We start from the raw sequence: 20,517 nt of genomic DNA, 5'->3' as shown, positions 1-20,517 counted from the left end.
GGTGCATGAAAATTCTCTTTCTTGGCGATGTTATGGGCCGCGCGGGCAGACGCGCGATCACCGAAAACCTGCCGCGTTTGCGCGCGGCGTGGAAACTCGACTTTGTTGTCGTCAACGGTGAAAACGCCACGGGGGGCATGGGCCTTTCGGGGGCACATGCCAAGCTGTTGCTGGAAGCGGGGGCAGATTGTCTGACGCTGGGCGATCATGCGTTCGATCAGAAAGACATGCTGAGCTTTATTGAGCAGGAACCACGCATCGTCAGGCCACTGAACTTTTCCAAGACCGCCCCCGGCAAGGGCGCGCGCCTGTTCAACGCCAAAAACGGGCGCAAGGTTCTGGTGACACAGGCGCTGGGCCAGGTCTTTATGAAGCGCCCCTTTGATGATCCGTTTTCTGCGCTAGATCAGGTGCTTAAAGCGCATCCTTTAGGTGGTCTTGCACAGGCCATCATCGTGGACATTCATTGTGAGGCGACGTCAGAGAAGATGGCGACCGGCCATTGGTGTGATGGCCGGGCAAGCCTGGTGGTGGGCACGCATACCCATGTGCCGACAAGTGATGCGATGATCCTGAAGGGCGGCACCGGCTATCTGACCGATGCAGGCATGTGCGGCGATTACAATTCCGTCATTGGGATGGACAAGGAAGAGCCGCTGCGCAGGTTTATCACCGGCATGCCAAAGGAACGGTTCACCCCTGCAAACGGCGATGCGACGCTTTCCGGCGTGTATCTTGAAACCGACGACAAGACCGGGCGCGCGACCCGCATTGTCCCGGTGCGTGACGGGGGGCTGTTGCAAGCCTCAGCCCCATGAGTGCCGGACAAATTGCGTTCTTTCTGGGGTGCCTCACACTGATGGGCGCGGGTTGGGGGCTGACCCAACCGCTCACCAAAATCGCTGTCAGTAGCGGCTATGGCCCCTTTGGCTTGATGTTCTGGCAGATGACCATCGGCAGCGCGTTGATGGCTTTGATTTGCTTTATCAAACGTTTGCCCGTGCCCCTTAATGCACCCGCTCTGCGGCTTTATCTGGTGCTGGCGCTTTTGGGCTCGGTGCTGCCCAACACGATCTCATACCAGGCGGCGGTCTATTTGCCTGCGGGCATTATGTCTTTGCTGCTCAGCGTGATACCGATGTTCGCTTTCGTCATCGCTTTGGTGCTGGGCACAGATGTCTTTTCATGGCGGCGGATCCTTGGCCTGCTTTTTGGTTTGGTGGGCGTGTTGATCATCATCGCCCCAAACGTGGATTTGGGCCTGTCGATCCCAGTGTTCTGGGCGGCCATCTATCTGGTCACAGCGGTCTTTTATGCCTTTGAAGGCAACTATATCGCCAAATGGGGCACCCAGGGGCTTGGCCCGTTTCAAGTGATGCTAGGGGCCTCCGTGGTGGGTGGGCTGTTGGTGTTGCCGGTGATGCTGGCCACGGGGCAGTACATCGCGCCCGATCCCAGCCTGCCTTTGCCGCAGGTGGCCCATATCGCGTCTTGCGTCATCCATATCTTTGTCTATGCAGCCTACGTCTGGCTTGCGGGGCGCGCGGGCGCTGTGTTCACCGTGCAGGTGAGTTATCTCGTCACCGGATTTGGCCTGTTGTGGGCTTGGCTCTTGCTGGGCGAAGGCTATGCGACGACCGTTTGGGTGGCACTGGCGGCGATATTTGCGGGGATGTATCTGGTGCAACCCCGTCCCTCGCTTGCAGCCACAAAGGCAATGGGCGACACTTAAGCAGGCGAACGCAGGACGGGCCATGGACATTCTCCCCCTTTCCCAAACCGGCAGCGCAGTGCTCAGCCTCACGGTCGTGGTGGTGATGTTCGTGCTGTTTTTGCGCGAATATTTCCCCACCGAAGTGGTGGCGCTGGGCGGTGCGGCGGTTTTGCTGGCCACAGGCGTGCTGCCCTATGAAACGGCGCGCGCGGTCCTGTCCAACGCCGCACCTTGGACAATTGCCGCGATGTTTATTGTGATGGGGGCGCTGGTGCGCACGGGCGCTCTGGATGTGCTGACGCAGATGGCCGAACGCTACGCCCGGCAAAGTCCCAAGATGGCGGTGGCAGGGGTGATCCTGTCGGTCATGGGGGCCAGTGCGATCATGAACAACACGCCGGTGGTGGTTGTGATGATCCCGGTGCTGGTTCAGCTGAGCAAGACTTTGGGCACAAAGGCCTCCAAGCTGTTGATCCCGTTGAGTTATGCGGCAATCATGGGGGGATCGCTGACGCTGCTTGGCACCTCAACGAACCTGCTGGTGGATGGTGTGGCCCGCAGCCAGGGGATGGAGCCCTTTGGCATCTTTGAAATCCTGCCCATTGGCCTCATCGTTTGCGCCTGGGGGCTGACCTATATGCTGCTTTTCGGCCGCCATCTGCTGCCCGACCGCGATAGCATGGCAACGATGCTGTCGGACCGGTCCAAGATGAAGTTCTTCACTGAGGCCGTGATCCCCCCCGACAGCAACCTGATTGGCCGCGAAGTGCTGGATGTGAAGCTTTTCAAACGCGAAGGGGTGCGGTTGATTGACGTGGTGCGCGGTGACCAATCTTTGCGGCGCAACTTGCAGGGCGTGGCCTTGCAGATCGGTGACCGCGTGGTGCTGCGCACGGAGATGACCGAGCTGCTGAGCTTGCAACGCAACAAGGAACTCAAACGCGTCGATCAGCTCTCAGCCGTTGAAACCACGACCGTTGAAGTGTTGATCACCCCCGGCTGCCGGATGGTTGGCCGCACATTGGGGGCCATGCGGCTGCGGCGGCGCTACGGTGTTTACCCGCTGGCGGTGCACCGGCGCAATCAGAACATCGGGCGGCAACTGGATGATTTGATTGTGAAAGTGGGCGATACGCTGCTGCTAGAAGGCGCTGCGGAGGACATTCAAAGACTGGCCGCGGATATGGATATGGTGGACGTAAGCCACCCTTCCGCACGCGCCTACCGGCGGGGGCACGCCCCCATCGCGATTGCGGCCCTTTTGGGGATTGTTGTGCTGGCCGGGCTGAATGTGGCTCCCATTTTGCTTTTGGCAGTCATCGCGGTGGCGGTTGTCTTGCTCACGGGATGTATTGATGCCGAAGAGGCCTTTTCCTTTGTTGACGGACGGCTTTTGGCGTTGATTTTCTCAATGCTCGCCGTGGGGGCGGCTCTGCAACACTCAGGGGCTGTGGCGCTGATCGTCGATGCAATCTCGCCCACGTTGGGCCAAATGCCGCCGGGCGTGGTGATCTTCTGCGTTTTCTTACTGACGACCATCTTCACGGAGATCGTGTCCAACAACGCGGTGGCGGTCATCATGACGCCGATCGCTATCAGCCTTGGCGCGGCGCTTGGAATGGATCCGCGTCCGCTGGTGGTCGCCGTTATGATCGCTGCGTCCTGCGCCTTTGCCACGCCCATTGGATATCAGACCAACACGCTGGTCTACGGACCCGGCGGGTATCGGTTCACGGACTTTATGCGCATCGGCATCCCACTGAACCTAAGCATGTCGCTGATTGCCAGCGCTGCAATCCCGTTTTTGTTCTGAGGATTGGTCCATGAGGCAACGTTAGAATTGAGTTTTAGGGGAAAGATGAAGCGACCCCGTTGCGCTTCATCTTTCCCTTATAACTTATTGCACCCTTAGCCACAGGTGCGCGGCCGGGGTTCAGATCACAACGGCCAGAACAGCAAGATAGCTGGGATTGAGACGGCGATGATGATGATCTCCAAGGGTAGACCCATGCGCCAATAATCGCCAAAGCCATAGCCGCCGGGGCCTAGGATCAGCGTGTTGTTCTTGTGCCCGATGGGGGTGAGAAAGGCCGCAGAGGCGGCCACAGCGACCGCCATCAGGAAAGGGTCAGGTGAGACGCCCAGGGTTTGCGCCATTTGGATGCCCACCGGGGCGGCGACGATTGTGGTCGCGGTGTTATTTAGCACATCCGAGAGCGTCATGGTCACCACCATCAGCACGGTCAGCACCATCCAGGGGGCCAGACCATCGGTGAGGGCCACCAGCGCGCCTGCGATAAGCTCAGTGCCGCCTGAGCTTTCCAAAGCGGCCCCCAAGGGGATCATGGATCCTAATAGGACAACAACAGGCCATTCAATATGGGTATAAAGTTCTGACAGAGGTACGATTTTTGAAAGAACATAGGCCACCACCACAAGGCCTAGTGCGACGGGGAGGTAAATTATCCCCAGGCTGGCGGCCAAAACCGCCCCCGCAAAAAGCCCAATGGCCAGCCAGACCTTGGCGTTGTCGGTGACGGCCAACCCGCGGTCTGCCAGGGGCAGCACACCCAGCCATTCGGTAACCTCAGCAGCGCTATCGCGGGGCACCAAAAGCAGCAGGATATCGCCGGATTTCAGCGATGTAGAGCGCAATTGTGATGTGATCTTGCGCCCCTGTCGTGAGATCCCCAAGAGCACTGTGCGTTGCCGCCAGGCCAGGCCCACTGCTTTGGCTGTTTTACCGTTGAGTCGCGAGGTTTCTGGAATGACAACCTCAATGATTTCCACGCCTTCGCCACCGGCCTTGAGGTGTTCTTCGCGTTTTTGGTCTGCCAGAGACAGATCAAGCGTGCTGCGAAACTCATCCAGCGCATCTGGCGTGGCCTCCAGCACCAGGGCGTCTCCGGGTTTGAGCGTGACATTGCGGGAAAACCCGTACCGGCGCTTGCCGTCGCGCATCAGTCCGATGAGCTGCACATCTGCCGCATCGCCTGCGGGGATCAGCTCAGCCAGGCGTTTGCCGATGTGTTTGCTGTTCTCAGGCACCACCAATTCGGCGATATATTGGGAGATGTCTTCAGAGCTGAGCGTGCTGTCTTGGCGGGCAGGGATCAGGCGCCAGCCGATCAGGGCCACAAAGGCCAGACCCGCGATCGCAGCGATGCCGCCCACCGGGGCAAAGTCAAACATGCGAAAGGGCGCGCCCAGCGCGTCTTCTCTGATGGAGGCGATGATGATGTTGGGGGGCGTGCCGATCAACGTGACCATCCCGCCTAGGATCGTCGCAAAGCTGAGCGGCATCAGGCTAAGCCCGGGGCTGCGCCCGGCTTTGCGGGCGGTTTGGATGTCCACCGGCATCAGCAGGGCAAGGGCTGCGACGTTGTTCATGAAAGCTGACAGAATGCCGCCCACGGCCCCCATCAGCGTAATATGCGCACCTAAGCTGCGAGAGGCATCAACAAGCGTGCGGGTGATCAGCAGCACTGCGCCAGAACGGACAAGACCGGCAGAGACGACCAAAACCAGCGCCACCACCAGGGTGGCGGGGTGGCCAAAGCCCGAAAATGCGTCAGAGGAGGGCACAACACCCAGCACCACGCCGACCATCAGCGCGGAAAAGGCAACGATATCATAGCGAAAGCGGCCCCAAAGCAAGAGGCCAAACACAGCGCCAAAAAGCGAAAACAGGATAATTTGATCTTGGGTCATGCAGGCACCATGTGGACAACTTTTGTTCAGGGCAAGGGGAAAGCCCGATCCCGCATGGCTTGCCTTGTCGCGTGGGCGGTGCTGGCATATAGAGGCGCAAAGCACGACATGCAGATGAGGTTCGCCATGGCAGGCCATTCCAAATGGGCAAACATCCAACACCGCAAAGGGCGTCAGGACAAAATCCGCGCCAAGCTGTTTTCCAAGCTCAGCAAGGAAATCACGATTGCCGCCAAGATGGGCGATCCTGACCCGGACAAGAACCCGCGTTTGCGGTTGGCGGTGAAAGAGGCCAAGTCGGTTTCAATGCCCAAGGACAACATCGAACGGGCGATCAAAAAGTCGGTTGCGGGTGAGGGCGAGGATTACGAAGAAATCCGCTATGAGGGCTATGGCCCGAATGGCGTTGCGGTCATTGTTGAGACGATGACCGACAACCGCAACCGGACGGCATCGACGGTACGCTCTACCTTCACCAAGAATGGCGGCAACCTGGGTGAAACCGGCAGCGTTGGTTTCATGTTCGACCGCAAGGGTGAGGTGACCTATCCTGCGGAGGCTGGTGATGCGGATACGGTCATGATGGCCGCGATCGAAGCCGGGGCTGAGGACGTTGAAAGCTCCGATGAGGGTCACGTGATCTGGTGCGCGGATACCGACCTGAACGATGTGGCCACGGCGTTGGAAACGGAACTGGGCGAATCCGCCTCAACCAAACTGGTGTGGAAGCCTACCACAACCACCGAGATGGACCTCGACAGCATGCAAAAGCTGATGAAGTTGGTCGATGCGTTGGAAGATGACGACGATGTTCAGCGCGTGACGACGAACTTTGAAGCCTCTGATGAGGTGATGGAAGCGTTGGAAGCAGCAGGCTAAGACCGCCGGGCTGCGTTCGCATCTTCCGGGCGGGCCTTAGCGGCCTGTCCGTTATATCCCCATAAGCTTTTGTGCGTCCTGCCACAGCGTCTCAACCAGTTGGGCTGCTGGGGTTGCCTGTGCCATACCAGCAGATTGGCCTGCCCAGGCCTGCATCGTGGTGATGTCCGTTGCGGCGGCTCTCATGGGTTGGGTCAGATTGCGTTGCACGGGGTAGGGGGCTGGTGTCGGCCCAGTTTCGGCGGCTGTCACATATCCAGTGCGTATTGCGCGGCCCAGCCGGCCCGAAAAGGCGCGTGTGGGGGCGGTGTCTTCGGGGGCGGCGGTGCTGATGGCCTCAGCCCAGGCGGGGGCGATGGCAGCTTCTGGGGTGCGCAACAGGCCTGTGCCAATTTGCACCGCGGATGCCCCAAGTGTGAGCGCGGCGGCAATTCCGCGCGCATCCGCAATGCCGCCGGTGGCCACAACCGGCACATCAACCGCATCCACCACGGCAGGCAGCAGTGAAAAGAGACCGACAAGCGATTTGCTGGCCGCCTCGGCCTGAAACGCGCCCCGGTGCCCGCCAGCCTCCATGCCTTGCGCCACGATCACGTCTGCCCCAGCTGCTGCTGCCTTGCGGGCCTCTGCAACGGTGGTGGCGGTGGCGAACCAGCGGACACCCGCGCTTTTCATCTGCTGTACAAATGCCTCCGGAAACACTCCCATGATGGATGAGATTACGTGCGGCCCGGCGGCCAGCATCGCAGCGCATTGGGCATCAAAGTCGGGCATGGGGGTGTCAGCGGCCTCGGCTGGGACGTCTGGCCCCCATTGGCCCAGAAAGGCGCGCAGCTTTTCCTCATGGCACGGGTCACGTGCGGGCGCGGGATCTGGGATCCAGATGTTCAGCTGGAAGGCCCCGTTTGATGTGGCGCGCATCTTGGAGGACCAATCTGCAATGCCACCTGGGGACATCAGCAAACACCCACAGGCCCCCATGCCGCCTGCCTGTGCCACAGCAATGGCAAGCTCGGGCGGACAGGCCCCTGCCATCGGGGCCATCAGGATCGGCACCCGCAGATCGTAGTTCTCACAAAAGTCTTGCACGCGCTGCTGTGTGGTCATGGCTCCGGCTCCCCCGCCTGAATGGGGCTGAGGATATGTCGGGTCTGGGGCTCAGGCAACTGTCGGCAACCGCCTGGGTTCAACACAAAAAAACCGCCCCCGGGGGGCGGTTGGGTGATTTTCGCGGTGCGGGTGCCGGTTATTGGCAGGCGCTGCGCCGGCCACTCAGCCAGGCGAAAAATCCGCCGGTCGCATTGGGTACGGAGACGCTATTGCCTGTGGCGGCAGGCTTTTGCTGTGCCAGGCGGGCCAAAACGCTTTTGACGGCGTTCAGCCGCGTGCGGGCGTCATCGCCCCCGGCATTGGCCTGGACGTTCAAAATCTGGTGCTGCGTGTGCAGCGCGTCTTCAATAACGGCCAGCTCTTCACAGCTGACGGTGAGGTTTTGCGATTTATCTAACATGCGCTTATCCTTATTATCTGCACCCCATGTAGGAACGCTATGTCTGATACGCCAGTACTGACGGGTCGGATCACCCATTTGTGTTAAAATTTTCAACGTCCCCTGTCTGGCGCAGGCTTTGGCGTGCCTTTCCAAGGACGGCTTGCGTCAATGGAGAGAGCGCTTTGCCCATCACGCGGGCCACCTGCCAGAACAGCGGCACGTCCAATGGCAGATGCGGGTCCAGGTCCACCAGCCTGCCGTGCGCGATGTGATCTTTGACGGTGGTTTCGGGGTTCATGCCCCAGGCCACGCCATGCAGCGCGGCTTCGACAAAGGCGTGAGTGGAGGGCATCTGGTGGCTGGGCGGATGCAGGACCGCGCCGGATTTCTGTTTGGCCCATTGCGATTGCAACCGGTCTTTGGGTGAAAACGTCAGCATGGGCGCGGCTGCAAGTGCGTCTTTTGTAACACCTTGTGGAAAGTGGCGGGCCACGAAATCAGGGCTGGCCGTGGCGCGGTAGCGCAGCGCACCCAGCGGAAACAGATCACAGCCGGGCACCGTGCGGTCATGCCCGGTCAGTGCTGCGCTCACTGCACCCCGGCGCAACCAGTCATCAGCGGTTTCCTGATCGTCGATGCGCAAATCAAATAATAAATCAGGGACTTGTGCCAATGCCGGAATGAACCATGTCGCCAGACTGTCGGCGGGAACGGCAAGTGTCACGCGGGCGGGAGTGGCTGAGGGCGCGGCATGATCGCCCAGCGCTTGTGCCTCTAGCAGGGCGACATCCTCGGCATGTTTGGCCAGCCGCGCGCCCAACGGGGTGGCAGTGCAGGGTTGGCTGCGGTGAACCAGCGCTGTGCCAACCTTGTCCTCCAACGCCTTGAGCCGTTGCGATATCGCCGATGGCGTCACATTGAGCGCGCCTGCGGCGGCGTCAAAACTGCCCAGCCGCAGAATGGCGGAGAGGGCGGCAAGCTGGGTGGGGTCTATTTGCATTAGCTGTGCTTAATCAGGGTAACGATGTTTAATTTGATTAAGGCGGGCGCGTTCTCTAGTCAAACACCGACCTTAAGAATGGACTTTCACATGCTCTCCTCTTTCCTCCCCGGTTTCGCGCTTAGCCTGACCCTGATCCTGGCCATCGGTGCACAGAATGCCTTTGTGCTGCGCCAAGGTCTGCGGCGTGAGCATGTGTTCTGGGTGTGCCTGACCTGCGGGCTGTCTGATGCGTTGCTTATCACCGGCGGTGTGGCGGGTTTTGGGGCCTTGGCCCAAGCCTTGCCCTGGTTTGAGACGGTGATGCGCTATGGAGGGGCGGCCTTTCTGATCTGGTACGGCTATCTAAACGCCCGCTCCGCCTGGCAGGGGGGCGCGGTTATGGACACCAGCGGCGCGGCCACCCAAAGCCTGCGCAAGGCGATTGGCACCTTGATGGCGCTGACCTGGCTCAACCCGCATGTTTATCTGGATACCGTGGTTTTGATTGGCTCCATCTCAGCGCAATATCCTGACCGTCTGGCGTTTGGCATCGGGGCCGCCCTTGCCAGTTTTGTTTTCTTCTTTTCTCTGGGCTACGGCGCGCGGCTGTTAAGCCCGCTTTTTGCAAACCCCCGCAGTTGGCAAATCCTAGATGGGATCATCGCGCTGACCATGTGGGCGATTGCGGCGAAACTTCTTTTCCTGTGACCTTGCTCTTTTGGCAACGCGCGCTCACTAAAGTGGGATGAAAGACGCTGCCTCTTCTCGCCCGGTCATTGGCATTTTCTGGATGCTGGTGACGGGCTTTTGCTTCATTGCCGTGACCGCATTGGTCAAATTCATGGGGCCCCGCCTGCCTGCGGCAGAGGCGGCGTTTCTGCGCTATGCCTTGGGGTTGGTGTTTCTGATCCCTGCACTGGGCGCTTTGCGCGCGTCCCATTTGACCCGGCGGCAATGGGGGCTTTTTGGGGCGCGGGGGCTGTGCCACGCGCTGGGCGTTATCTTGTGGTTCTTCGCCATGACCCGCATTCCCATCGCTGAGGTGACAGCGATGAACTATCTGGCACCGATCTATGTCACCCTGGGGGCGGCGCTGTTTCTGGGCGAACGGCTCGCGGCCCGCCGGATCGTCGCGGTGGCGTTGGGTCTGTTGGGCGCGGTGATCATCCTGCGCCCCGGGTTTCGCGACGTCAGCATGGGGCATCTGGGCATGCTGGGGGCCGCGGTGGTCTTTGGCGGCTCTTACCTGCTGGCCAAGGTTTTGGCGGATGAGGTCAAGCCGTCGGTGGTGGTGGGCATGTTGTCAATCTCGGTTACGATTGGCCTGGCACCCTTTGCCTTGCCTGTCTGGATCATGCCCACCTGGCAAGAGATGGCGATCCTGATGGGGGTCGCCACTTTTGCCACAGCCGGCCACTATACCATGACCCTGGCCTTTGCCGCAGCTCCTGTCACGGTGACACAACCCGTCACCTTTTTGCAGCTGGTCTGGGCCACCGCACTAGGGGCCATCGTCTTTGCTGAGCCAATAGACATCTGGGTGGTGATCGGCGGCTTTGTCATCCTCAGTTCGGTGACATTCATCACCTGGCGCGAAGCGATGCTCAAGCGGCAGATCACGCCAAACACCAACCAGACCAAGGTGTGACGTTCTTGCGCCGGTTTTCTTGATTGACGGGTCAATCATCCGCGAATTAGGCTGGTGGAACACGTTTCAAGGACCGATTCTGAAATGCCGAAAGTTGGAATGGAGCCCATCCGCCGCTCTGCCCTTGTGCAGGCCACGATCGAAGAGATCGGTGCGGCGCATTCGCTGGATGTCACCGTTGGCCAGATCGCCAAACGGGCCGGCATGTCATCTGCGCTGGCGCACCATTATTTTGGTGGCAAGGACCAGATCTTTCTCGCGGCGATGCGCCATATCCTGGCCGAATACGGCCAAGAGGTGCGCGCACGCCTGGCCGAGGCGCGCGGCCCCCGTGACCGCGCCGCTGCGGTGATCATCGCCAGCTTTGATGAGACCTGTTTTGCCCCGGCCACGGTAAACGCCTGGATGACGCTTTACGCGGCGGCCCCCACGAATGAGGAAACCCGGCGCTTGCTGCGGCTTTATCAACGCCGCCTGCGTTCAAACCTGCGCCATGCACTGCGCCCGATCAGCCAAACACCAGAGGCCGATGCCGAAACGATTGCCGCCCTGATCGACGGCCTTTACCTGCGCGCGGCCTTGTCTGAGGGGGGAACAGCCTCTGCGGCATTGGCCAGTGCGCTTTCCACCCTGCATCTGTTGTTGGACGCCCAAGCATGACCCAGCCGAATATCCTGATTTTGATGGTCGACCAGTTGAACGGAACGCTGTTTCCTGACGGCCCAGCCGATTGGCTGCATGCCCCGCACCTGAAAAAGCTTGCCGCCCGCGCGACCCGTTTCGCCAATTGCTACACCGCCTCGCCCCTTTGCGCGCCGGGGCGGGCAGCGTTTATGTCAGGGCAGCTGCCTTCTGCCACCGGTGTCTATGACAACGCAGCTGAGTTTTGTTCATCCATCCCCACCTACGCGCATCACCTGCGGCGGGCCGGGTATCAGACCTGCCTTTCTGGCAAGATGCATTTTGTCGGGCCAGATCAGTTGCACGGCTTTGAGGAACGCCTGACCACCGATATCTACCCCGCCGATTTTGGCTGGACACCGGATTACCGCAAACCCGGAGAGCGGATCGATTGGTGGTATCACAACATGGGGTCCGTCACAGGAGCAGGGGTGGCCGAAACCTCCAACCAGATGGAATATGATGATGAGGTTGCCTATCACGCAACCCGCAAGCTTTACGATCTGTCGCGCGGCGGCGATGCGCGGCCCTGGTGCCTGACGGTCAGCTTTACCCACCCCCACGATCCTTATGTGGCGCGCAAGAAATACTGGGACCTTTATGAGGATTGCGCGCATCTGCTGCCAGAGGTGCCAGCGATGGATTATGACGCCCACGATCCACATTCCCAACGGATTTTTGATGCCAACAACTGGCGCGAATTTGATATCCAGGAAGAAGACATCAAACGCTCGCGCCGCGCTTATTTTGCCAATATCTCCTATCTGGACGACAAGGTTGGCGAAATCCTGCAAGTGCTTGAGGACACCCGGCAAGAGGCTGTGATCCTCTTTGTGTCGGACCACGGCGATATGCTGGGCGAACGGGGCCTGTGGTTCAAAATGTCCTTCTTCGAAGGCTCTGCCCGCGTTCCCCTGATGATCAGCGCGCCTGATATGACGCCGGGACGTATCGACACGCCGGTCAGCAACATCGATGTCTGCCCCACCTTATGTGATCTTGCTGATGTGAGCATGGATGAGGTGATGCCCTGGACCACGGGCCAATCCCTTGTGCCCCTGGGGCAAGGCGAGACGCGGACAGAGCCGGTGGCCATGGAATATGCCGCCGAAGGGTCATACGCGCCTCTGGTGTCGCTGCGCTATGGCAAGTGGAAGTACAATCGCTGCGCGCTGGATCCTGACCAACTCTTTGATCTTGAGGCTGACCCGCATGAGCTGACCAACCTGGCCGCACTGCCTGAACATCAAGGCACGCTGACCTCTCTGCGCGCCAAATCAGAGGCGCGGTGGGACCTTACCGCCTTTGATGCTGACGTGCGCAAAAGCCAGGCCCGCCGCTGGGTCGTCTATGAGGCGCTGCGCGAAGGGGGCTATTACCCTTGGGATTATCAACCGCTGCGCAAAGCGTCCGAGCAATACATGCGCAACCACATGGATCTCAACGTTCTGGAAGAGGCAAAACGCTTTCCCAGAGGAGAGTGAGCCCTTCATCTTTCCACCTACAACTCCCGCCGGAGGCAAGAAAGTTCAAGCAATGCCCTATGCCACACAACCCACCGCCAGCCATTTTATCGATGGCCAATACGTCGAAGATACCGCAGGCGACGCGATTGATGTGATCTATCCCGCCACGGGCGAAAAGATCGCAACCGTCCATGCAGCCACCCCCGCCATCGTAGACCGCGCCATCGCCGCCGCGAAGAGCGCCCAAGCTGCTTGGGGCGCGATGAGCGGGACGGAACGCGGGCGCATTCTGCGCCGGGCCGCCGATCTGATGCGTGAGCGCAATCATGATCTGAGCATCCTGGAGACCTACGACACCGGCAAACCCTATCAGGAAACCAGCGTGGTGGATGCCACCTCTGGCGCGGATGCGCTTGAGTTTTTCGGAGGCATGGCCGCCACCCTGACGGGTGAGCACATCCCGCTGGGGGGCGAAAACTGGGTCTATACCCGGCGCGAGCCTTTGGGCGTCTGCGTTGGCATCGGCGCCTGGAATTATCCCACCCAGATCGCCTGCTGGAAAGGCGCGCCCGCGCTGGCTTGTGGCAATGCGATGATCTTCAAACCTTCTGAGACAACGCCGCTTTGTGCGCTGAAGGTGGCCGAAATTTTGCATGAGGCCGGCCTGCCCGCAGGGCTTTATAACGTGGTGCAGGGGATGGGTGCTGTTGGGGCCTCTTTGGTGGGCGATGCACGGGTGGACAAAGTGTCCCTCACAGGTTCTGTGCCCACAGGCCGCAAGGTCTATGCCGCGGCTGCCGAAGGCATCAAACATGTCACAATGGAGCTGGGCGGCAAATCGCCCCTGATCATCTTTGAAGATGCGGACATTGAAAACGCCGTTGGCGGCGCAATCCTGGGGAATTTCTACAGCTCAGGGCAGGTTTGCTCCAACGGGACAAGGGTCTTTGTGCACAAAGACATCAAAGAGGCCTTTCTGGCGCGGCTGACAGAACGTCTGGGCAATGCCGTCATTGGTGATCCGATGGATCCCGAGACATCTTTCGGCCCCATGGTGTCTGAGCGGCAAATGGAGATCGTTCAAGGCTACATCGCTAAGGGACAGGCCGAAGGCGCGCGGCTGGTCACGGGCGGCAGCCGTCTGGCGCGAGACGGTTTTTATCTCGAACCCACCGTCTTTGCCGATGTCACCGATGACATGGTGATCGCACGCGAAGAGATTTTCGGCCCCGTAATGGCGGTGCTGGATTTTGAGGATGAGGCAGAGGTGCTGGCGCGGGCCAATGACACCGAATTCGGTCTGGCTGCCGGGGTCTTTACCCGCGATCTGGCCCGCGCGCATCGCGTCGCGGCGGGGTTCGAGGCGGGGACCTGCTACATCAATACCTATAATGACGCGCCGGTTGAGGCACCCTTTGGCGGGGCAAAAAACTCAGGCGTGGGGCGTGAGAATTCGAAAGAGGCGATTGCGCATTACAGCCAGGTCAAATCGGTCTTTGTGCGGATGGATGATGTGGAGGCCCCGTTTTGACAGCAACGCGACGGCAGCGGGTGCAGGCCACTAGTTTCGCCCCGCGCAGGAAGGTTGCCCCAATCCCCACACGGACGGGCCGCGGTTGGGAAGTTTGATCATGTGCTGAGAGGTGCTTGAGCCCACACTCTGTGGCTCAAGACACCTCATCAATTGTGAAGCTGCGATTCCACCCAGCCTCAAGTACAAGCCGGGGCAAGCCCCGGTGCTGCGCATCCTTGACCCTGGGCAGAATCACGAAGGAAGACGGATATGAAGGCGGAATTTGTCATTGTAGGAGCGGGCAGCGCAGGCTGCGCGATGGCCTATCGCTTGGCCCAGGCGGGTCGGCGGGTGATTGTGATTGAACATGGCGGCACGGATGCGGGGCCGCTGATCCAGATGCCTGCCGCGCTGAGCTATCCGATGAACATGAAACGGTATGACTGGGGCTACTTCTCAGAACCAGAGCCGCATTTGGGTGGGCGGCGTTTGGCCTGTCCGCGGGGCAAGGTCATCGGCGGGTCATCCTCTATTAACGGGATGGTCTATGTGCGCGGTCATGCTCAGGACTTTGATCATTGGGAAGAGGCCGGCGCGCGCGGCTGGGCCTATGCGGATGTGCTGCCCTATTACAAGCGGATGGAGACCTGGCATGACGGTGGCCATGGCGGTGATCCGACATGGCGCGGCACCAACGGCCCCCTGCATGTGAGCCGAGGCCCCCGCAGCAATCCGCTTTTCAAAGCCTTTGTCGAGGCGGGACAGCAAGCAGGCTATGAGGTCACGGGCGATTATAACGGGGAAAAGCAAGAGGGCTTTGGCCCGATGGAGCAGACCGTCTGGAAGGGGCGGCGGTGGTCGGCAGCGAACGCCTATCTGCGCCCTGCGCAGAAGACCGGCAATGTGGAGCTGATCCGCGCACTGGCACAGCGGGTGGTGATCACGGAAGGGCGTGCGACAGGTGTCGAAGTGCTGCGCGGCGGCAAGCGTGAGGTGATTGAGGCCGAGCGCGAAGTGGTGCTTGCGGCCTCTTCAATCAATTCGCCGAAATTGCTGATGTTGTCGGGTATTGGGCCGGGGGCGCAACTGGCAGAGCATGGCATTGACGTTGTCGCAGACCGGCCCGGTGTGGGGGCGAACCTGCAAGACCATCTGGAGATGTATATTCAGATGGCCGCCTCTCAGCCGATCACGCTTTATAAACATTGGAACTTGTTCTCTAAGGCAATGATCGGTGCGCAGTGGTTGTTCTTTAAACAGGGCATGGGTGCGTCCAACCAGTTTGAAAGCGCGGCCTTTATCCGCTCCAAACCGGGCATTCCCTATCCTGACATTCAGTATCACTTCCTGCCCATCGCCGTGCGCTATGACGGACAGGCGGCGGCCGAAGGGCACGGATTTCAGGCGCACACTGGACCGATGCGCTCACGCTCTCGTGGCTCGGTCAGCTTGCGCTCAGCCGATCCGTCGGATGATCCGGTGATCCGCTTCAACTACATGTCCCATCCTGAGGATTGGGAAGAATTCCGCACCTGTATCCGACTGACCCGAGAGATCTTTGCACAAGAGGCGTTCAAGCCTTTTGTGAAACATGAGATCCAGCCGGGGGTGGCGTATCAAACCGATGCAGAGCTGGATGACGTGATCCGCGAACATGTGGAAAGCGCCTATCACCCCTGCGGCACCTGCCGGATGGGGGCGGCAGATGATCCAAGCGCTGTGGTCGATCCAGAGGCACGGGTTATCGGGGTGGACGGGCTGCGCGTGGCCGACAGTTCCATCTTTCCCCGGATCACCAATGGCAATTTGAACGCGCCCTCCATCATGGTGGGTGAGAAAGTGTCGGACCATCTGCTGGGCAAAGATCCTTTGCCGCGGGCCAATGACCAGCCGTGGAACCATCCCAATTGGGAAACAGCGCAGCGCTAGGGCAAAGGCACCTCCAGGCGTGCGGGGTCACTCCACCCGGTAGGGCAGAACATCGCGCCTGTTAGGGTCCACGACCAGATGCCGCTCCAGCGGCGGGACGGACCGTTGGTGACAGCCTTTGCGTTCGCAGATGCGGCAGGAAATGCCGATGGGCTCAAACGCGCTTTCTTGGTGCAGGTCGAGGCCATCTGCATAGATCAGCTGATCAGCATGGCGCATTTCACAGCCCAACGCGATGGCATAGCGGCGCACCGGGGCACCGTAGCGGCCTGCCGGTTTCGTGACATCGCGCGCCAGCGAGATATAGCGCACGCCATCAGGGGTTTCGGCCAGTTGGCGCAGAAAGCGGCCTGGGGTTTCAAACGCACGGTGCACGTTCCAAAGCGGGCAGGCCCCGCCGAACCGCGCAAATTGCAGCCGCGTGGCGGAGTGGCGCTTGGTGATGGTGCCTGCCTGATCGACACGCACAAAAAAGAACGGCAGGCCTTTGGCACCGGGGCGCTGCAGGGTGGACAGGCGATGTGCCACCTGCTCAATCGAGGCGCCAAAGTGGTTGGCCAGCACCTCCAGGTCATGACGGCAGGTCTGCGCCTCTGTCAGGAACCGGGCATAGGGCAGCAGTGCAGCACCGGCAAAGTAGTTGGCCAGTCCGATTTTCGCGATGTCGCGGGCATCCGTGCTGGTGAACCGGGCCAGATCAAGCGTGGCTTCCAACAGGGTGTTTTGTTTGATCAGGGCGACCTGCAAGAGCAGCTGAAAGGTCTGCGTCTCATGGGTGCTGCGCGCTGACAGGTGCAGGGTCTGGGTCTCTGGATCAAAGCGGCGCAGGGTGTCGGTATCGTCAAAGGTGACGGCAACGCCTGCGTTGCTCAGAGCTGAGACAGCCGCCACACGCATGTTGTGATGGCCCCCTTCTTTGGTCGCGAAATGTTCGGCCGCGCGGTCCACGGCATCGATGTAGTTGTCGCAGTAGTGGAAAAAATCGCGCACCTCTTCCCACGGCGACGGGGCCGCGCGGGCGTCTTCGCGCCCCAGCGCCTCATCCAAAGAGGCGAGCCGTTCGTGGGTTTGCCGGTAGCTTTTGTGCAACTCCAGAAAAGCATGCGCCAGCCCCGGCGCGTTGGAGGCCGCAAGCCGGACGTCCGCCAGGGGCGGCATATCGCCTTTGAAGACGGGATCGGCCAGCGCTTCGCGCATGTCGCTGACCAGACGTTCGCTGTCACCCGCGCTCAGCTCGGTGACATCCAGACCAAATTCGGAAGCCAGCGCCAAAACCACCGTGGTAGAGATGGGCCGGTTGTTGTTCTCCATCTGGTTCAGATAGGGCAGGGAGACGCCCAGCCGGGTGGCAAAATCCTTTTGGGTCAGTTCCAGCTTGGTGCGCAATTCGCGCAGCTTGGCCCCGGCGTAGAGTTTCTGGCTGGCCATGCAGCGCCCTTTGCAAGTTTGCAGTTGGGGACAGGGTAGCTTTGCAAAGTGACGGCGGCAAGTCAGCGCGGTGTTTGAAGGCCCAACTGTTTTTCGCGCCGGACCACCATCAAGATTGAGACAACCCCGGCCAGCGCTGTCAGGAACATCACCATGAGCAATGGATAGGCCCCGCTTTCTGGCGTGAGCAGCGCGCCAGTGATCACCGCCAGCGCGGCACCGCCACCAATCATGATCGACCCGCCCAGACCTGATGCCGTGCCTGCCAGATGTGGCCGCACAGACAGCATGCCCGCCGTGGCGTTGGGGATGCACAGCCCATTGCCCAGGCCCACCAGGGTCATCATGCCAAAAAAGGTCTCCGCCGTGCCATAGCCGCTGAAGAACACCATGAGCGACAGCGCGCCGCTGCTGGCGGTTGCCATGCAGCCCCACATCACCATCCGGTTCACGCCAAAGCGCTGAGCGAACAGCCCCGTCAACCAGTTGCCCGCGAAATAGCCAACGGCGGGCGCACCGAAATAAAGACCCAGCCAAAATGGATCAAGGCCAAAGACCGTACTGCCCACGAAAGGCGCCCCGCCCAGGTAGGCAAAAAAGGCGCCGGAGGAAAACCCAGAGGCCAGCGCATAGCCCCAGAACCGCCGGGCGCGCAAAAGCTCGGGGTATTCTTTGAACTGCGCCCAGATGGATTTGTCCGTCTGCACGGCTGTTTCGCCCATGTCGCGGATCACCAGGATCAGCAGGGCCGCGCCAATGACGAACATCAGCCAGAAGGTGACATGCCAATCAAAGGCTTGCTCAATCGCGCCGCCAATCGCGGGTGAGATCATGGGCACAAGGGCCATGCCCATCGTGACATAGCCGATCTTTGAAGCCGCCTGATCCTGGGTATAAAGGTCGCGCAGCACCGCGCGGCTGAGCACCATGGCGGTGGCGATGACCGCTTGTGCCACGCGAAAGATCAGGAAAACGGTTGTGTTGGGGGCAAAGATGCAGCCCAGCGTGGCCACCAGAAACATGATCAGCCCGGCGATCATCACCGGCCTGCGGCCCAAATTGTCTGAGATCGGTCCAATGAACAGCTGCAAGATGGCCGAGCACAGCAGATACAGCGGCACCGACAGCTGCATCATCGCATAGCTGGTGCCGAAATAGTCGGCCATATGTGGCAGGCTTGGCAGGAAAATGTTCATCACAAGCGCCGATAACCCTGCCAAAAGGATCAGGGTCGAGACATGCGGTGGTGTGGTGCGATCAAGGTATTGGATGACCGGAGGAGCCGAGGCCCCGGAAGCGGTACTACTCATACGTCTGAGGTAAATCGCAGCTGCGGGGATGTCGAGGGGTTAGGCAAATTTTGCAGTTATTCAATATGCAAATTTGTATCTGCTAAAAATTTGCAAATATGCACAATGTTGCTTTCCTCTGCACTGCGGCATTCGGTAAAGTATCGCAAATGTTTAGCAGGGATGAGCCATGAAAGATATTCTCGAACAGCTGGAAGAGCGCCGCGAAACAGCCCGCATGGGCGGGGGTCAGGCGCGGATTGATGCACAGCACGGACGCGGCAAACTGACCGCGCGCGAACGGGTGGACCTGCTGCTGGACGAAGGCTCTTTTGAAGAGTTCGACATGTTCGTCACCCACCGATGCACCGATTTTGGCATGGAAAATCAAAAGCCTGCAGGCGACGGCGTGGTCACCGGCTGGGGCACGATCAACGGGCGTCTGGTCTATGTGTTCAGCCAGGATTTCACCGTTTTGGGCGGCTCTGTGTCAGAAACCCACGCCAAGAAGATCTGCAAGATTATGGATATGGCGATGCAAAATGGCGCGCCCGTGATCGGCATCAACGATTCAGGTGGCGCGCGCATTCAGGAAGGCGTGGATTCGCTTGCGGGTTACGGCGAAGTCTTCCAACGCAACATCATGGCCTCCGGCGTGGTGCCCCAAATCAGCGTGATCATGGGCCCCTGCGCGGGTGGCGCGGTCTATTCCCCGGCGATGACCGACTTTATCTTCATGGTCAAAGACAGCTCTTACATGTTCGTCACCGGCCCTGAAGTGGTGAAGACCGTCACCAACGAACAAGTGACCTCAGAGGAACTGGGTGGCGCTTCTACCCATACCAAGAAATCCTCCGTCGCCGACGCGGCATTTGAAAACGATGTTGAGGCCCTGGCCGAGGTGCGCCGCCTGGTGGATTTCCTCCCCTCCAACAACCGCGAATTGCCGCCCGTGCGCCCCTTCTTTGATGAGCCTGACCGCATTGAAGCCTCGCTTGATACGCTGGTGCCTGCCAACCCGAACACGCCTTACGATATGAAAGAGCTGATCCTGAAGTTGGCGGATGAAGGCGATTTTTATGAGATCCAAGAGGATTTCGCCAAAAACATCATCACCGGCTTCATCCGCATCGAAGGGCGCACTGTGGGCGTTGTGGCCAACCAGCCCATGGTGCTGGCCGGTGTGCTGGACATCGACAGCTCGCGCAAAGCGGCACGTTTTGTGCGCTTCTGCGATGCCTTTGAAATTCCGATCCTGACGCTTGTCGATGTGCCGGGCTTTTTGCCGGGGACGTCGCAGGAATACGGCGGCGTGATCAAACACGGCGCAAAGCTGCTTTTTGCTTATGGTGAGGCGACTGTGCCCATGGTGACTGTGGCCACCCGAAAAACCTATGGCGGTGCCTATGTGGTGATGGCCTCCAAACACCTGCAGGCAGATTTCAACTATGCCTGGCCCACAGCCGAAGTGGCCGTCATGGGCGCCAAGGGTGCGGTTGAGATCATCCACCGCAAAGACCGCGATGATCCCGAAAAAATCGCCCAGCACACGGCGGAATATGAAGACCGCTTTGCCAACCCCTTTGTCGCGGCTGAGCGTGGCTTTATCGACGAGGTGATCCAGCCGCGCACCACGCGCAAACGGATCGCGCGGGCGTTTGCTTCGCTGCGGAACAAGAAGAAGGAAATGCCCTGGAAAAAGCACGATAATATTCCGCTTTGAGGGGGAGATCGCCGTGCTTTGGGGGGATGACATCACAGATCTGTGCAGCGCGCCTGCGGACG

At 60.0% G+C, this 20,517-nt stretch carries 17 protein-coding genes; 11 read left to right on the top strand and 6 right to left on the bottom strand.

The annotated features are described in order from the left end of the window. The first annotated feature begins 5 nt into the window (after positions 1–5). The 3 genes from ACZ1HM_RS14690 to ACZ1HM_RS14680 are packed head-to-tail and all read left to right on the top strand — an operon-like array spanning position 6 to position 3,527. The gene (locus ACZ1HM_RS14690) at positions 6–818 is read left to right on the top strand and encodes a TIGR00282 family metallophosphoesterase (RefSeq protein ID WP_472743430.1); all 813 of its coding nucleotides are present in this window, start codon (positions 6–8) and stop codon (positions 816–818) included. Next, on the top strand, positions 815–1,732 hold the full coding sequence (locus ACZ1HM_RS14685) for a DMT family transporter (protein ID WP_472743429.1): 918 nt from the start codon (positions 815–817) through the stop codon (positions 1,730–1,732). Before ACZ1HM_RS14690 ends, ACZ1HM_RS14685 begins: the two co-directional genes overlap by 4 nt. 22 nt (positions 1,733–1,754) lie before the next feature. Next, positions 1,755–3,527 (top strand): SLC13 family permease, encoded by a 1,773-nt coding sequence (locus ACZ1HM_RS14680; RefSeq protein WP_472743428.1) that lies wholly within the window; start codon positions 1,755–1,757, stop codon positions 3,525–3,527. A 125-nt stretch (positions 3,528–3,652) separates the two neighbouring features. Here the strand turns inward: ACZ1HM_RS14680 and ACZ1HM_RS14675 are convergent, their stop codons facing one another. Further along, positions 3,653–5,425, bottom strand: coding sequence for an SLC13 family permease (locus ACZ1HM_RS14675; protein WP_472743427.1), 1,773 nt, complete (start codon positions 5,423–5,425; stop codon positions 3,653–3,655). Positions 5,426–5,551: 126 nt separating this feature from the next. On the opposite strand from ACZ1HM_RS14675, the gene ACZ1HM_RS14670 reads away from it, so the two are divergent. Continuing rightward, positions 5,552–6,304: a YebC/PmpR family DNA-binding transcriptional regulator gene (locus tag ACZ1HM_RS14670; protein WP_472743426.1), complete on the top strand. Its 753-nt coding sequence runs from the start codon at positions 5,552–5,554 to the stop codon at positions 6,302–6,304. Between the two features lie 51 nt (positions 6,305–6,355). Here ACZ1HM_RS14670 and ACZ1HM_RS14665 read toward each other — a convergent pair whose 3' ends face one another. The 3 genes from ACZ1HM_RS14665 to ACZ1HM_RS14655 all read right to left on the bottom strand — a co-directional run bounded on the left by ACZ1HM_RS14665 (position 6,356) and on the right by ACZ1HM_RS14655 (position 8,796). Beyond that, the gene (locus ACZ1HM_RS14665) at positions 6,356–7,411 is read right to left on the bottom strand and encodes an NAD(P)H-dependent flavin oxidoreductase (RefSeq protein WP_472743425.1); all 1,056 of its coding nucleotides are present in this window, start codon (positions 7,409–7,411) and stop codon (positions 6,356–6,358) included. Positions 7,412–7,550: 139 nt separating this feature from the next. After that, on the bottom strand, positions 7,551–7,814 hold the full coding sequence (locus tag ACZ1HM_RS14660; RefSeq protein WP_472743424.1) for a hypothetical protein: 264 nt from the start codon (positions 7,812–7,814) through the stop codon (positions 7,551–7,553). 70 nt (positions 7,815–7,884) lie between these two features. After that, a complete protein-coding gene (locus ACZ1HM_RS14655) occupies positions 7,885–8,796 on the bottom strand; it encodes a LysR family transcriptional regulator ArgP (protein ID WP_472743423.1) in 912 nt (303 codons plus the stop codon). 90 nt (positions 8,797–8,886) lie between these two features. Between ACZ1HM_RS14655 and ACZ1HM_RS14650 the strand changes: the two genes are divergently transcribed. From ACZ1HM_RS14650 to betA, 6 genes are all read left to right on the top strand, one after another. Beyond that, positions 8,887–9,486 carry a LysE/ArgO family amino acid transporter gene (locus tag ACZ1HM_RS14650; RefSeq protein ID WP_472743422.1) on the top strand — a complete coding sequence of 200 codons (600 nt, stop codon included), beginning with the start codon at positions 8,887–8,889 and terminating at the stop codon, positions 9,484–9,486. 37 nt (positions 9,487–9,523) lie between these two features. Further along, positions 9,524–10,426: a DMT family transporter gene (locus ACZ1HM_RS14645; RefSeq protein ID WP_472743421.1), complete on the top strand. Its 903-nt coding sequence runs from the start codon at positions 9,524–9,526 to the stop codon at positions 10,424–10,426. A gap of 84 nt (positions 10,427–10,510) precedes the next feature. Further along, positions 10,511–11,086 (top strand): choline-binding transcriptional repressor BetI, encoded by a 576-nt coding sequence (gene betI, locus ACZ1HM_RS14640; protein ID WP_472743420.1) that lies wholly within the window; start codon positions 10,511–10,513, stop codon positions 11,084–11,086. Further along, positions 11,083–12,591 carry a choline-sulfatase gene (gene betC, locus ACZ1HM_RS14635; RefSeq protein WP_472743419.1) on the top strand — a complete coding sequence of 503 codons (1,509 nt, stop codon included), beginning with the start codon at positions 11,083–11,085 and terminating at the stop codon, positions 12,589–12,591. Before betI ends, betC begins: the two co-directional genes overlap by 4 nt. Positions 12,592–12,643: 52 nt before the next feature. Then, a complete protein-coding gene (betB, locus tag ACZ1HM_RS14630) occupies positions 12,644–14,104 on the top strand; it encodes a betaine-aldehyde dehydrogenase (protein WP_472743418.1) in 1,461 nt (486 codons plus the stop codon). A 252-nt stretch (positions 14,105–14,356) separates the two neighbouring features. Further along, positions 14,357–16,015 (top strand): choline dehydrogenase, encoded by a 1,659-nt coding sequence (gene betA / locus ACZ1HM_RS14625; RefSeq protein ID WP_472743417.1) that lies wholly within the window; start codon positions 14,357–14,359, stop codon positions 16,013–16,015. 27 nt (positions 16,016–16,042) lie between these two features. On the opposite strand, the gene ACZ1HM_RS14620 is transcribed toward betA, so the two are convergent. Together ACZ1HM_RS14620 and ACZ1HM_RS14615 are read right to left on the bottom strand one after the other, a co-directional pair. Next, the gene (locus ACZ1HM_RS14620; protein WP_472743416.1) at positions 16,043–17,443 is read right to left on the bottom strand and encodes a helix-turn-helix domain-containing protein; all 1,401 of its coding nucleotides are present in this window, start codon (positions 17,441–17,443) and stop codon (positions 16,043–16,045) included. A gap of 62 nt (positions 17,444–17,505) precedes the next feature. Beyond that, positions 17,506–18,753, bottom strand: a complete 1,248-nt coding sequence (locus tag ACZ1HM_RS14615; protein ID WP_472743415.1) for a multidrug effflux MFS transporter — start codon at positions 18,751–18,753, stop codon at positions 17,506–17,508. A 169-nt stretch (positions 18,754–18,922) separates the two neighbouring features. On the opposite strand from ACZ1HM_RS14615, the gene ACZ1HM_RS14610 reads away from it, so the two are divergent. Continuing rightward, entirely contained in the window at positions 18,923–20,455 is a 1,533-nt protein-coding gene (locus tag ACZ1HM_RS14610; RefSeq protein WP_472743414.1) for an acyl-CoA carboxylase subunit beta, read from the top strand. Positions 20,456–20,517: the final 62 nt, after the last annotated feature.

Source organism: Sulfitobacter sp. GN1-4, assembly GCF_055693825.1.
The sequence above is the reverse complement of the archived record's forward strand: the minus strand, read 5'-3'. Positions and strand labels throughout refer to the sequence as shown.